The following is a 13211-nucleotide window of genomic DNA, read 5'->3' as shown; positions in this document are numbered from 1 at the left end:
CCGATGGCGTCCGACGCAGCTTCCCCGGCGCGGCCGATCACCGTCTGGTCCCAGGTCAAGACGCTGGCCGCCTCCCCGATGGCGCCCTACTACTTCATCGTGGCGAGCGTCACCGTTCTGGTGGGCCTGGGCTCGCTGATGGTGCTGTCCGCGTCCTCGGTCCTGGCGCAGGCCACCGAGGACGGCCCGTACTACTTCACCGTCAGGCAGATGGGCTTCCTGGTGGGCGGCGTGGCGGCGGCGCTGGTGCTGAGCAGGCTCAGGCCCGAGCATCTCCGACGGCTGGGCTGGCCGGCGTGGGGGCTCGCGGTGGTGCTGCTGATCCTCGTGGTGACGCCGATGGGCGTCAGCGTCAACGGCAACCGCAACTGGCTGGCCATCGGGAGCCTCCAGTTCCAGCCCTCGGAGTTCGCCAAGCTGGCCCTGGTGGTGTGGTGCGGAGCCGTGTTCCACATCAAACGCGGACGGCTGCACGAGCCGGGCCAGCTCGCCATCCCCCTGATCCCGCTGGGCGGGCTGATCCTCGCGCTCGTCCTGGCCGGCAAGGACCTCGGCACCGGCCTCATCGTCGGCGTGATCCTGGTCCTGGTGCTGTTCTTCGTCGGCACCTCGATGCGCGTGCTGGTCCCGCTGGGCGCCTCCGCGCTGGTGCTGGTGGGGCTCCTGGTGTACGGCTCCGGCAACCGGATGGACCGCATCAGCATCTTCCTCAACCCGGACTCCAACACGGACCTGTCCTCGCAGCCCATGGCCGCGCTCTACGCGTTGGCCTCCGGCGGCTGGTGGGGGCTGGGGCTGGGTGCGAGCAAGCAGAAGTGGGGCGGGCTCAAGACCGGCGCCCACACCGATTACATCTTCGCGGTGATCGGCGAGGAGCTCGGCCTGTTCGGCGTGCTGCTGGTCATCGTGCTGTTCGCGCTCCTCGGGTGGGCCGGTCTGGAGGTGGCCATCCGCTCCGAGGCCATGTTCAACAAGGTGGTGGCCGCCGGCATCACGGGCTGGTTCCTGGTGCAGGCCGTGATCAACATCTTCGTCGTCCTCCACCTGCTGCCCGTCCTCGGAGTGCCGCTGCCCTTCGTCTCCTACGGCGGATCGGCGCTGCTGTCGAGCCTCATGGCCGTGGGGGTCCTGCTGGCGTTGGCGAAGGACACCCCCGAGGCGCGGGTGTTCCTCGCCTCCAGACCCAAGAAGTCACGGCCGCGGATGACCAGCGTCATGGCCGCCACCAGGGAGGACTGACATGCCCAGCATCGTGCTGGCCGGCGGAGGCACCGCCGGCCATACCTCGCCGCTCATCGCCACCGCCAAGGCCATCCAGGAGCGCGCGGACGCGGACATCGTGTGCATCGGCACCGCCAAGGGGCTGGAGACCCGCGTCATCCCGGAGGCGGGCCTCGAGCTGCGCCTCATCGAGCCGGTGCCGCTGCCGCGCACCGTCAACCTCGAGCTGGCCAGGCTGCCCCTCACGCTGACGCGGTCCGTCCGCCAGGCCCGGCGGATCCTCACCGACGCCAGGGCCGACGTGCTGGTGGGCTTCGGCGGCTACGTGTCCATCCCGGCCTATCTCGCCGCCAGGCTGTCCGGCGTGCCGGTGGTGGTGCACGAGGCCAACAAGCTGCCCGGCATCTCGAACCGGATCGGCGCCCGCTTCGCCCGCTTCGTCGCCACCACGTTCAAGGAGACGACGATGCCCGGTGCCCGGCTGGTGGGCATGCCGATGCGCCGCTCCATCACGGATCCCACCGTCACCCCCTCCGAGGCCCGGGAGTCCTTCGGGCTCAGCGCAGACCTGCCCACGCTGCTGGTCAGCGGCGGTTCGCAGGGCGCGCGCAGCATCAACCTCGCCGTCGAGGAGGCCCGCGACGAGCTGCTCGCCGCAGGCATCCAGATCCTGCACGTGCTGGGCCCCAAGAACATGACGGAGTCCCACGTCGTCGTGACGCACCCCCTGGGCGCGAGGTACGTCCCGGTGGCGTTCGTCTCCGACATGGCCGTGGCCTACGCCGCCGCGGACCTCATGCTGGGCCGGGCCGGAGCGGGCACGGTGATGGAGACGGCCGTCTCCGGGCTCCCCGTGATCTTCGTCCCGCTGCCCTACGGCAACGGCGAGCAGGCGCGCAACGCCGCGGAGCTGGTGGCCGCGGGTGCGGGCTTCCTGGTGCCGGACGGGGAGATGACCGCGGCTAGACTGACCCAGCTGGTGCTGGACACGTTCGGAGACCCCGGGCGGCTGTCCGCAATGTCGGAGGCGTGTCGCGGGATGTACCCGTCCAACGCCGCCGACGTGCTCGCAGAGGCCGTCCTCGAGGTGGCCGCACATCGAAAGGGTTCCCACTGATGCTCCTCAATCCCATTGAGGTCCTCCCCGCCGATCAGGTCGGGCCCGTCCACTTCATCGCCGCCGGCGGATCCGGCATGAGCGGCATCGCCCGGCTCTACGCCGAGCTGGGCATCAAGACCTCCGGCTCGGACCGCTCGGACTCGACGGCGCTGCGCAGCCTCGCGCGCGCCGGCATCACCACCTACGTGGGTCACGAGGCGTCGCAGGTCGGCGACGCCCGCACCGTCGTCATCTCGTCGGCCATCCGCGCGGACAACGTGGAGCTCATCGAGGCCCGCCGCCGCGGTCTGCGGATCTGGCACCGCTCCGCCGCGCTCGCCGCCCTCATGCAGGGCAGGCGGGCGGTCTCCGTCGCCGGCACCCACGGCAAGAGCACCACCACCGCCATGACCGCCGTCATGCTGAGTGAGGCGGGCCGGGACCCCAGCTACGTCATCGGCGCCCCGCTGTCCACCACCGGCGCCAGCTCCGCCGTCGGCTCCGGGCCGGCGTTCGTCGTCGAGGCCGACGAGTCGGACGCGTCGTTCCTGCAGTACCCCACCGAGATCGCGGTGATCACCAACGTCGAGGCGGACCACCTCATCAACTGGGGCACGCCGGAGGCCTACGCCGACGGGTTCCGCGCCTACGCCACCCGGCCGCACGTCAAGCACGTCATCATCAACGTCGACGACCACGGCTCCCGCGCGCTCGCCCACGACCTCGTCGGCGAGGCCAAGCACATCATCCGCTACGGCGAGGCGGAGGACGCCGACGTGCGGATCACCGACGTGGAGGCGCACGGCAACGGGGTCGCGGCCACGCTCACCTACGGTGAGGACTCAGGCCGCATCGTGTTGCAGGTCCCCGGCAACCACAACCTCGCCAACGCGTCGGCCGCATACGCCGTCGGCCGCGTGCTCGGCCTCACACACCAGGAGGCGGTGGACGCCCTCGGCCGGTTCGAGGGCACGCTGCGCCGCTTCCAGCTGATCACGCACACCGCGGGCGTGCGGGTCTACGACGACTACGCGCACCACCCCACCGAGATCCGCGCAGCGCTGACCGCCGCCCGGCGTGCCACCGCGGCCGGCAACGAGGCCACGGGCCTGCCGGGCCGGCTCATCGCCTGTTTCCAGCCGCACCTGTACAGCCGCACGGTGGACTTCGCCGACGAGTTCGGCGAGGTGATGACCCTGGCGGACGTCGCGGTGATCAACGACGTCGACGGTGCCCGCGAGGACCCGGTGCCGGGCGTCACCGGGCAGCTCGTGGTGGACGCCGCGCTCAGGCACGGCGCCCAGGACGTGCACTACGTCAAGGAGAAGTACGACCTGCCGGCGGCCCTCAACGAGCTCGCCCGCCCGGGCGACCTGGTCATCACGCTGGGCTGCGGCGATGTGACCATCGTCGGCCCGCTGCTGGCGGACCTGCTCAAGCAGCGCCCCGACGCACAGGTGTCGTGACGGAGGCGCTCCCACCGGGCGAGTTCGCGAAGGCGCTGCAGCACAAGCGGCTCTCCGACCGGCGCCGCCGGTGGATCCTGCGCGGCTCCCTCATCGGAGCCGTCGTGCTCCTCCTGCTGGGGGGCTGGTTGGCGTACTTCTCCCCGGTGTTCGAGACGCGCGCGGTCGTCGTCGAGGGCACGGTGCTGCTCACGACGGAGGAGGTCGCGGCCGCGGCGGCCGTCGAGATGGGCATCCCGTTGATGCGTCAGGACGTGGCCGCCATCACCGAGCGGGTGCGGGCGTTGGCGCCGGTACGCGAGGCGCGGGTGTCGCGGCGGGCGCCGGACACCGTCGCGGTCGTGGTCACTGAGCGGGAGGTCGCGTTCCAGCGCCAGCGCGACGGTCAATGGGACTGGGTGGACGCAGAGGGCGTGCCCTTCCACCGCACTGCGGAGCCGCACGGGGCTGCCATCCAGGTGACCAGCAGCAGCACCGACGAGCGGCTGCTGCGCGACGTGGCCGTCGTCGCCGGCCGCGTGCCCGACGAGCTGCGGCCGGAGGTGGTGCGGATGACCGCCGAGGCGGTCGACCGGATCACCCTCACCCTCGACGGGGGCCGCACGCTGGTGTGGGGGAGCGCGGAGGAGTCGGAGCTGAAGTCCGAGGTGGCCTCGGCGCTGGTCAGCTCCGTCGACGCGAAGGTCTACGACGTCTCGGCCCCCCGCCACCCCACCACCCGGTAGGCCCATCCGCGGCTGAGGTGCGGCGCGGCTCCTGCGCTCAGCCCACCCGGTCATCGGCTGCCGTCAGCGCGCGCTGATCACCTCAGGTGAACCCTGAAGTAGCACTTGAGGTCAATCCGGATCGATTACGTCGTGCCGTTGGACGCTGGCCGCGCCACTCCCATAACCTTCGGGACATGGCAAGTGCATCTCAGAACTACCTCGCGGTGATCAAGGTCGTCGGCGTCGGCGGCGGCGGAGTCAACGCCGTCAACCGCATGATCGAGGCCGGCCTCCGCGGTGTGGAGTTCATCGCCATCAACACGGATGCGCAGGCGCTGCTGATGAGCGACGCCGACGTGAAGCTTGACATCGGCCGCGAGCTGACTCGCGGCCTCGGCGCAGGGGCGGATCCGTCGAAGGGCCGCCAGGCCGCCGAGGACCACTCCGAGGAGATCGAGGAGGCGCTCAAGGGCGCCGACATGGTCTTCGTCACCGCGGGCGAGGGCGGTGGTACGGGCACAGGCGGGGCACCGATCGTCGCGAAGATCGCCCGCTCGCTCGGAGCGCTGACCATCGGCGTCGTCACCCGTCCGTTCTCGTTCGAGGGCCGCCGTCGCTCCTCGCAGGCCGAGACCGGCATCGAGGGGTTGCGCGAAGAGGTCGACACCCTCATCGTGATCCCCAACGACAAGCTGCTGCAGATGACGGACCGCCAGGTGGCCATCCTGGACGCCTTCAAGCAGGCTGATCAGGTGCTCATGCAGGGCGTCTCCGGCATCACGGACCTCATCACCACGCCCGGGCTGATCAACCTGGACTTCGCGGACGTCAAGTCCATCATGAGCCAGGCCGGCTCGGCCCTCATGGGCATCGGGTCGGCGCGCGGTGAGGACCGCGCACGCGCCGCCGCCGAGATGGCCATCTCGTCGCCCCTGCTCGAGGCCAGCATCGACGGCGCCCACGGCGTCCTGCTGTCCATCGCGGGCGGCTCGGACCTGGGCCTGTTCGAGGTCTCCGCCGCGGCGCAGCTGATCGAGGAGGCCGCGCACGACGAGGCCAACATCATTTTCGGCACCGTGATCGACGACGCCCTCGGCGACGAGGTGCGCGTCACCGTCATCGCTGCCGGGTTCGACGGCGGCCAGCCGCAGAAGCGCCAGGCCCGCCCCATCGAGCAGCGTCCTGGGCAACCCTCGCGTCCCGCCGCCCAGGCGGCGGCGGTGTTCACCGCGCCGCAGGCCAGCCCGATGCCCGGCCAGCGCCCGGCCCCCGCGCCCCAGCCGGCGGCCAAGCCCGTGCTGGACGACGACGACCTGGACGTGCCCGACTTCATGAAGTGATCGGCGCGCTTCGGTGCGTCGGGCCCCCATTACCGGCGGTGCGCGCTAGCCTCGTGGCAATATCTATGAAGGAGGCAACGTGGGCGTTCGGAAGCTTGCTGCGTGGATGGGCCTCGTCGAGGACGGCCGCTACCGTGACGACGAGCACCAGGACGTCGACGGGGACCTCACCGACGACATCTACGTGGACGAGGAGAGCGAAGAGATGAGCAAGGTGGCTGCGCTGCCCACGCGCCGACCCGTGCCGGTGGCCGCCGTCCCGCAGAAGGAAGTGGCTGATCTCAGCCGCATCGTCAGCGTCCGGCCGCGGTCCTACAACGAGGCCCGCGTCATCGGGGAGAACTTCCGCGACGGCATCCCGGTCATCATGAACCTGACGGACATGGAGGACGGCGAGGACAAGCGCCTCGTGGACTTCGCCGCCGGCCTGATCTTCGGGTTGAAGGGCAACATCGAGCGCGTGTCGAGCAAAGTGTTCCTCCTGTGCCCGGTCAACCTCGTCGTGGGGCCGGAGGACAAGGAGCGCATCGCCTCCGGCGGCTTCTTCAACCAGAGCTGAGCCCGTGGTCGCCTACATCCTCTGGTGGCTGATCGGCCTCTACATCTGGGTCCTGCTGGCGCGGGTGATCCTCACGTGGATCCCCATGTTCGCGCCCACGTGGACGCCCCGCGGCTTCGTGCTGGTGATCGTCGAGTTCATCTACACGCTCACGGATCCCCCGGTGAAGGCGCTGGGTCGATTCATCAAGCCGGTCCGCATCGGCAACGCCTCGCTGGACCTGAGCGTCCTGGTGCTGTTCATCGGGCTGCAGATCCTGCAGTCCTTCGTCGGTCTCATCCCCTTCTGACCCAGCCCTCAACCCCAGCTGTAGCTGTTGGCCGGGGCGCGAAGCGCTACGCTAGCCTGAACTGAGCCGGGCCTGACCGGTCCGATCCGACTTCTATTGGAGCAACTATGAGCCTGACCCTGGATGAGGTTCGCCAGATCCGCTTCCGCATGTCGCGCCGTGGCGAGACCGGCTACCAGGTCGGTGACGTGGACACGTTCATCGACAAGGTGGAGCTGACGTTCGACGAGTTCGACAAGGAGCGCGAGCGCATGCGCCGCGAGCTCGAGTCCGCTCAGACCTCCAGCGTCTCCGGTGGCAACGATGCGCAGGCCGGTGCCGCTCTGCAGGAGAAGGACCGCGAGATCGAGTCCCTCCGGGCAGAGGTGGACCGCCTCAACGCAGCCATCACCGAGGGCGGCGAGTCCAGTGCTGCCCTGTCGGCCTCCGAGCAGCGCGTGCGGGAACTGTCCGCGGAGAACGATCAGCTGCGCGAGCAGCTGGAACAGGTCCGCTCCGAGTTCGACCGCGTCCGCTCCGAACGGGTCACCTCGGCCGGCGGCGTGCAGCACCTCACCGTCACCTCCAGCGAGGAGGCCGCTCCGGCCGTCACCCGCCTGCTGCAGATGGCCACGGACCAGGCCACCACCCTCGTCAACGAGGCCCAGGTGGAGGCCCAGCGCAAGCTCGACGAGGCCGAACAGCGCGCCAACGAGATCAAGACCGACGCCCGCACCAAGGCGGAGCGCATCGAGTCCGAGGCCCGCGTCAATTCCGAGCAGATGACCAACGAGGCCTCCTCGCGGGCCGCCGCCGTCGACCAGCAGGCCGCAGACCGCCGCCGCGAACTGTTCGCGGACCTGGAGCGGGAGCAGGGCGAGCTCACCGCCAAGGTGAACCACCTGCGCACCTTCGAGTCCAGCTTCCGCGAGAACATGACCGGCGTCCTGCACCGCTTCATGAGCACCCTCGACGGCGAGCGCCCCGAGCCCGATGACCAGCCCGAGCTGGCCCAGCGCTCGGAAACCCCCCGCCTCGACGCACTCGCCGGCGGAGATCAGCAGTAGTCACCCACACCTGTCAACAGGCCGACGCCTTCGGGCGTCGGCCTGTTCACGTGATCGGCGTGTGGTGTACCCTTCCCGAACAGCCCTGAGCAGGAGAGCAGACAATGCCCACGTCGAAGAAAGCCGCCGAGCCGATCGCGGTGCTTCCGGTCCTCGAAGGAGAGGAGCCCTGGACGCCCGAGGAGGTGGCCGAGCAGCGCGCCGAACTCCACGATGAGCTGGCGCGTCTCGAGCGCCGGATCGCGGCCACCGAAGCGGAGCTGGAGGCCCTCCTCAAGGGCGGCACCGACGGCGCCGGCCGGGATCCGGCGGACGTCGGATCCAGCAACTTCGAGCGGGACCAGGAACTGTCCCTGGCGCAGAACGTGCGCGAGATGGCGGAGCAGCTGCGGCTGGCCATCCACCTGTTCGACAGCGGCGAGTACGGCAACTGCGAAGTGTGCGGCAACGCCATCGGCAAGGGTCGCCTCCAGGTGTTCCCCCGAGCCACCCTGTGTGTCACCTGCAAGCAGCGCGAGGAACGGCGCTGACCGCCCGGCGCCGCGGCATCCGCAGGATCGCCGTCGGCATCGGGCTTCTCGGAGTGGGGCTGGACCAGCTCGTGAAGCTGGCCAGCCTCGCCGCGCTTGAGCCGGGCGTCCCGGTGGAGCTGGTGGGGCAGTGGCTCCGCCTCAATCTCATCTTCAACCCGGGCGCGGCGTTCGGCATGGGCGCGGACGCCACCGTCGTGTTCTCCGTGTTCGCCGTCGTGGCCCTCGCCGCCTGCCTCGCCGTGGCGCTGCCGCGGATCACGAGGCTGTGGCACGGCATCGCGCTCGGCCTGCTCCTGGCCGGTATCGCCGGCAATCTGGTGGACCGGATGACGCGGCCGCCCGCTTTCCTCCACGGGCACGTGGTGGACATGTTCCAACTGCAGTACTTCGGCGCCATCTTCAACGTGGCGGACGTCTGCATCACGTCAGCGGCGGCGCTCATCGTGATCGGCGGATTCCGCGATGAGCGGCAGGAGGCCAAGGCCGAGCTGCGGGCCTCCGAGGCGGGGCGCGCGTGAGCCTCTTCATCATCCCCGACTCACTGGCCGGTGAGCGGCTGGACGCCACCGCCGCGCGCATCTCGGGCTACAGCCGCTCCCGCATCGAGACACTCATCGACGCCGGCGGGGTGCAGCTCGACGGGACGGTCATCGGCAAGGGGTCCCACCGCGTCGGCGGCGGGGAGTTGCTGGAACTCACGGACGACGCCGCCCCCGCGGGTGTGCGGGTGTCGCCGCACCTGGCCGACGGCGTGCGGATCGTGTTCGAGGACGCGGACCTCGTGGTGATCGACAAGCCAGTGGGTGTGGCCGCGCACCCCAGCGTCGGATGGGAGGGCCCGTCGGTGGTCGAGCACCTCGCCGCCGCCGGCGTGCGGGTCTCCACCTCCGGGGTGGCCGAACGTCAGGGCATCGTGCAGCGGCTCGACGTGGGTACCAGCGGGCTCATGGTGGTGGCCAAGTCCGAGGTGGCCTACAGCGTGCTCAAGCAGGCCTTCCGGGACCGCACGGTGGACAAGACCTACCACGCGCTGGTTCAGGGCCATCCGGACCCGTTCGAGGGCACCATCGAGGCGCCCATCGCCCGGCATCCCGGCTCGGACTGGAAGATGGCCATCGTGGACGGGGGGCGGCACTCCGTCACGCACTACGAGACCATCGAGGCGCACCGCGCCGCCACGCTGCTGCGCATCCACCTCGAGACCGGCCGCACGCACCAGATCCGGGTCCACATGGCAGCCATCGGGCACCCGTGCGTGGGCGATCCGCTGTACGGGGCCGACCCCGTGCTGGCCACCCGGCTGGGGCTGGTGAGGCAGTGGCTGCACGCCGTCGAACTCGGGTTCACGCACCCCACCTCGGGGGAACAGGTCGTCTTCGGCTCGTCGTACCCCGCCGACCTCGAGCACGCCCTGGAGCTGGTCCGCGAGGGGTGAGTCGCCCCGTCGGGGCCCCCGGTGCGTGGCCGGACCTGTTCCGGTAGGGTTGCCCCGTGCGTAGAGCAAAGATCGTATGTACCCTCGGCCCATCGGCCGAGACTGTCGAGCGTCTGACTGAGCTCCTGAACGCGGGCATGAACGTCGCCCGCCTCAATATGAGCCACGGCGATTACGAGGAGCACGGTAACCGTCTCCGCAACGTCCGGGCGGCGGCGGAAGCCACCGGCGCCACGGTCGGCGTGTTCGCAGACCTCCAAGGACCCAAGATCCGCCTGGGCCGGTTCGAGAACGACCAGAAGGTCTTCCTCGCCACCGGTGCCCGGTTCACCATCACCATCGACGACATCCAGGGCACGGTCGAGCGCTGCTCGACCACCTACAAGGGCCTCCCCGGCGATGTGTCCGTGGGTGACCACATCCTCATCGACGACGGCAAGGTGGGCCTCAAGGCCATCGAGGTGACTGCCACCGACGTGGTGTGCGAGGTCACCGTCCCCGGCACCGTGTCGAACAACAAGGGCATCAACCTGCCCGGCGTCGCCGTCTCCGTCCCCGCGCTCAGCGACAAGGACGAGCGGGACCTGCGGTGGGCGCTGCACCAGGACGTCGACATGGTGGCCCTGTCCTTCGTCCGCTCTGGAGACGACGTCAAGCGCGTCCACGAGATCATGGACGAGGAGGGGCGTCACGTCCCGGTCATCGCCAAGCTCGAGAAGCCGCAGGCGATCGCCAACCTGCAGGACATCATCGATTCGTTCGACATGTTCATGGTCGCCCGTGGTGACCTGGGCGTCGAGCTGCCCCTCGAAGAGGTGCCGCTGGTGCAGAAGCGGATCATCCGCGCGGCCCGCAAGTGGGCCAAGCCGGTCATCGTCGCCACGCAGATGCTCGAGTCCATGATCACCAACCCGCGCCCCACGCGGGCCGAGGCCTCGGACGTCGCCAACGCCATCCTCGACGGCGCTGACGCGGTCATGCTCTCGGGCGAGACCTCCGTCGGTGACTTCCCGGTGGAGACCGTCGCCACCATGGCTCGGATCGTCGAGAAGACCGAGCGTGAGGGCCACGCCGAGATCCACATCATCGACTGGGACCCGCACACCACTGGCGGCATCCTGGCCAAGGCTGCGGCTGAGGTCGCGGAGCGCATCGGCGCCCGGTACCTCGTGGCCTTCACCAAGTCGGGTGACACGGGACGCCGGCTGTCGCGGCTTCGTTCCCCCATCCCCATGCTGGTGTTCTCCCCGGAGAAGTCCACGCAGCGGACCATGACCCTGTCGTGGGGCGTGGACACCCAGGTCACGCCTGAGTTCGCGGAGCAGGAGGAGATGGTCGAGGCCGTGGACCGTCACCTGCGCGAGCGCGGCATGATCGAGGTGGGCGAGCGCATCGTCATCGTGTCGGGCTCGCCCATGGGCATCCCCGGCAAGACGAACAACCTGCGCGTGCACAAGGTCAAGGAGCTCGGCGAGAGCTGAGTCCACCAGACAGCGAAAGGGAGCCCTCAGCGGGGCTCCCTTTCTGCGTTGCGGTGGTGCCCGGGAGGGGAGTCGAACCCCTAAGGCCTTTCGGCCAGACGGGTTTGAGCCGTCCGCGTATGCCATTCCGCCACCCGGGCGCAGCGCGTCAAACATTGTGCCACACCCTGCGTTCCGGCGCTGACTGGGCAAGCTGTGCTGATGCCGAGTAGGATCAGCGCAGTATTTCGGCCACCGCTCGTAGCCGGCCCGAGGAAGAAGTGACCAACAAGATGAACAAGAAGCCCACTGTGATCGTCGCTGAGGACGAGGCGCTCATTCGCCTCGACCTGGTGGAACTCCTCACCGAGGAAGGGTACGAGGTGGTCGGCGAGGCCGGCGACGGCGAAGAGGCCGTCAAGCTGGCCCGCGAACTCGAGCCGGACCTTGTCATCATGGACGTGAAGATGCCCAAGATGGACGGCATCAGCGCCGCGGAGATCATCGCCGAGGAGCGGATCGCCCCCGTCGTCATGCTCACCGCCTTCAGCCAGCGGGACCTGGTCGAGCGCGCCCGCGAGGCCGGCGCCATGGCCTACGTCGTCAAGCCGTTCGGCGCCTCGGATGTGATCCCGGCCATCGAGATCGCCATGGGCCGATTCCAGGAGATCAAGGCCATCGAGGACGAGTTGGTCTCCCTCGAGGAACGCCTCGAGTCGCGCAAGGTGATCGACCAGGCCAAGGGCATCCTGCAGCAGGACCTCGGGCTCACGGAGCCGGAGGCCTTCCGCTGGATCCAGAAGACGGCCATGGATCTGCGCAAGTCCATGCGCGACGTCGCCGAGGGCGTCATCTCGCACAAGAAGAAGTAGCCTTCCGAGGGCTCTCGTGGCGGGGGGCGTGTCTGGCGGGACCCCCGCGCCGGCCCGCTGCCTCCCGCGCACGCACGCCCGCCCGTCGCGCCCCGCCCGCCCGCCGCGCCCCCCGCGCACGCCCCGCCGCGCCCGCCGGCCTGCTTCGAAATGTGCACGACACGCCGGCCCGCTTCGAAATGTGCACGACACGCCGTCGAACCCTGCACCGGAGACCGAATACGACCGCCATGGGTGCAAACGGCGTGTATTGGTGCGCGACGGACGACGCCGCGGCTGGCTCAGCGACGCAGACCGCGCGTCCGCAACGCGGACAGGACGTCCGCGAGCACCTCGTCCCACTGGGCGATGACCTGGTGCCAGGTGATCCGGATGACAACCAGCCCCAGGCTCGCCGCGACCCTGTCGCGCCGTCGGTCCTCTTCGAAGCTGCCGTCCTGTGTGTGGTATTCACGGCCGTCCACCTCGATCACCAATCGGCCGATCATGAGATCCACTCGGCCGAGACCGGGCACCTTCACCTGAAGCCTTGGGCGCAGTCCGGCCGCGCGCAGGCGTTGCCGGACGATGGATTCGAGCGCGGATTCCGTGCGCGAATCGGCGCGCGGCAGGAGGAGCGGGGCGGTCTTCCCGTATTCGAGCAGCATCGATTCGAGCTCTGCGCGGCTGTACAGGCGCTGGTGAAGGATGGAGTCGAGAGCCATGACCACCTCCTCGGGGCCATGGTGGCGGATCGCGGCTCCAAGCGAGGCGGGAATGCCGTCAAGCGGCTGGGTGGTCGGGCCTGCTGGGCTTGAGCACAGGCGTGCACCAGGTGGGAGGCTGCGTCGACGCATGCCGTAACCGAGACGGCGGAGGTGCAGACCGCTCGACGGCATGGTCCAGATGCCGTGCGCCGCGAGCGCGGAAACGCAGGTGAGCGTGGCATCAGCCCGCGCTGCCTCGACCACGTCGGCGTTGGCATCGGGCCTCGCGTAGCGGCTCCGGTCCACCCGCACGAGCGTGCCGTCGCGTTCCTCTGCCTCGATCCGCCGTCGGGAGTAGCCCTCTGCGAGGAGTTCCTTGCGTGTGACGACGCCGCCGGCGCCATGAGAGTGGTAGATCCGCACCCTGCCTTGATCGTCGGGCGTTCCCCGGATTTCCCGGAGCGGCTCGCGCTGTGGAGGGGCGTGCACCAATGTCCA

The 13211-nt window shown here is 69.7% G+C and carries 14 protein-coding genes and 1 tRNA gene; 13 read left to right on the top strand and 2 right to left on the bottom strand.

What is annotated here, in order from left to right:
• The first annotated feature begins 3 nt into the window (after positions 1-3).
• The 12 genes from ftsW (at position 4) to pyk (ending at position 11176) form a co-directional block, all read left to right on the top strand.
• Complete coding sequence (ftsW, locus tag ACX1D0_RS06855) at positions 4-1239, top strand: putative lipid II flippase FtsW (protein ID WP_459020126.1); 1236 nt, start codon at positions 4-6, stop codon at positions 1237-1239.
• A gap of 1 nt (position 1240) precedes the next feature.
• Entirely contained in the window at positions 1241-2338 is a 1098-nt protein-coding gene (gene murG / locus ACX1D0_RS06850; RefSeq protein ID WP_459020125.1) for an undecaprenyldiphospho-muramoylpentapeptide beta-N-acetylglucosaminyltransferase, read from the top strand.
• A complete protein-coding gene (gene murC / locus ACX1D0_RS06845; RefSeq protein WP_459020410.1) occupies positions 2335-3786 on the top strand; it encodes a UDP-N-acetylmuramate--L-alanine ligase in 1452 nt (483 codons plus the stop codon). Before murG ends, murC begins: the two co-directional genes overlap by 4 nt.
• A complete protein-coding gene (locus ACX1D0_RS06840) occupies positions 3783-4511 on the top strand; it encodes a cell division protein FtsQ/DivIB (protein WP_459020124.1) in 729 nt (242 codons plus the stop codon). The genes murC and ACX1D0_RS06840 overlap by 4 nt, the downstream gene beginning before the upstream one ends.
• Before the next feature lie 176 nt (positions 4512-4687).
• Positions 4688-5833 carry a cell division protein FtsZ gene (ftsZ, locus tag ACX1D0_RS06835; protein WP_459020123.1) on the top strand — a complete coding sequence of 382 codons (1146 nt, stop codon included), beginning with the start codon at positions 4688-4690 and terminating at the stop codon, positions 5831-5833.
• Between the two features lie 106 nt (positions 5834-5939).
• Positions 5940-6392, top strand: a complete 453-nt coding sequence (locus ACX1D0_RS06830; RefSeq protein ID WP_459020409.1) for a cell division protein SepF — start codon at positions 5940-5942, stop codon at positions 6390-6392.
• A gap of 4 nt (positions 6393-6396) precedes the next feature.
• The gene (locus ACX1D0_RS06825) at positions 6397-6681 is read left to right on the top strand and encodes a YggT family protein (protein ID WP_459020122.1); all 285 of its coding nucleotides are present in this window, start codon (positions 6397-6399) and stop codon (positions 6679-6681) included.
• A gap of 107 nt (positions 6682-6788) precedes the next feature.
• Positions 6789-7727 (top strand): DivIVA domain-containing protein, encoded by a 939-nt coding sequence (locus tag ACX1D0_RS06820; protein ID WP_459020121.1) that lies wholly within the window; start codon positions 6789-6791, stop codon positions 7725-7727.
• 104 nt (positions 7728-7831) lie between these two features.
• Positions 7832-8257 (top strand): TraR/DksA family transcriptional regulator, encoded by a 426-nt coding sequence (locus tag ACX1D0_RS06815; protein ID WP_459020120.1) that lies wholly within the window; start codon positions 7832-7834, stop codon positions 8255-8257.
• Complete coding sequence (gene lspA, locus ACX1D0_RS06810; RefSeq protein ID WP_459020119.1) at positions 8221-8778, top strand: signal peptidase II; 558 nt, start codon at positions 8221-8223, stop codon at positions 8776-8778. The genes ACX1D0_RS06815 and lspA overlap by 37 nt, the downstream gene beginning before the upstream one ends.
• Positions 8775-9695 (top strand): RluA family pseudouridine synthase, encoded by a 921-nt coding sequence (locus ACX1D0_RS06805; protein ID WP_459020118.1) that lies wholly within the window; start codon positions 8775-8777, stop codon positions 9693-9695. The genes lspA and ACX1D0_RS06805 overlap by 4 nt, the downstream gene beginning before the upstream one ends.
• A 56-nt stretch (positions 9696-9751) precedes the next feature.
• Positions 9752-11176 carry a pyruvate kinase gene (pyk, locus tag ACX1D0_RS06800; protein WP_459020117.1) on the top strand — a complete coding sequence of 475 codons (1425 nt, stop codon included), beginning with the start codon at positions 9752-9754 and terminating at the stop codon, positions 11174-11176.
• Between the two features lie 54 nt (positions 11177-11230).
• On the opposite strand, the gene ACX1D0_RS06795 is transcribed toward pyk, so the two are convergent.
• Positions 11231-11316 (bottom strand) — tRNA-Leu (locus ACX1D0_RS06795).
• 132 nt (positions 11317-11448) lie between these two features.
• On the opposite strand from ACX1D0_RS06795, the gene ACX1D0_RS06790 reads away from it, so the two are divergent.
• Positions 11449-12027, top strand: coding sequence for an ANTAR domain-containing response regulator (locus ACX1D0_RS06790; RefSeq protein ID WP_459020408.1), 579 nt, complete (start codon positions 11449-11451; stop codon positions 12025-12027).
• Between the two features lie 281 nt (positions 12028-12308).
• Here ACX1D0_RS06790 and ACX1D0_RS06785 read toward each other — a convergent pair whose 3' ends face one another.
• Positions 12309-13136 (bottom strand): endonuclease domain-containing protein, encoded by an 828-nt coding sequence (locus ACX1D0_RS06785; RefSeq protein WP_459020116.1) that lies wholly within the window; start codon positions 13134-13136, stop codon positions 12309-12311.
• Positions 13137-13211 lie beyond the last annotated feature (75 nt).

This window comes from Tessaracoccus pujii (assembly GCF_054483895.1).
The sequence above is the reverse complement of the archived record's forward strand: the minus strand, read 5'-3'. Positions and strand labels throughout refer to the sequence as shown.

Bases quoted from the DNA above. Each gene is read 5' to 3' on its own strand.
- ACX1D0_RS06830 (WP_459020409.1), top strand. From the start codon at position 5,940: ATGGGCCTCGTCGAGGACGGCCGCTACCGTGACGACGAGCACCAGGAC.
- murG (WP_459020125.1), top strand. From the start codon at position 1,241: ATGCCCAGCATCGTGCTGGCCGGCGGAGGCACCGCCGGCCATACCTCG.
- ftsW (WP_459020126.1), top strand. From the start codon at position 4: ATGGCGTCCGACGCAGCTTCCCCGGCGCGGCCGATCACCGTCTGGTCC.
- ftsZ (WP_459020123.1), top strand. From the start codon at position 4,688: ATGGCAAGTGCATCTCAGAACTACCTCGCGGTGATCAAGGTCGTCGGC.
- ACX1D0_RS06815 (WP_459020120.1), top strand. From the start codon at position 7,832: ATGCCCACGTCGAAGAAAGCCGCCGAGCCGATCGCGGTGCTTCCGGTC.
- ACX1D0_RS06820 (WP_459020121.1), top strand. From the start codon at position 6,789: ATGAGCCTGACCCTGGATGAGGTTCGCCAGATCCGCTTCCGCATGTCG.
- ACX1D0_RS06790 (WP_459020408.1), top strand. From the start codon at position 11,449: ATGAACAAGAAGCCCACTGTGATCGTCGCTGAGGACGAGGCGCTCATT.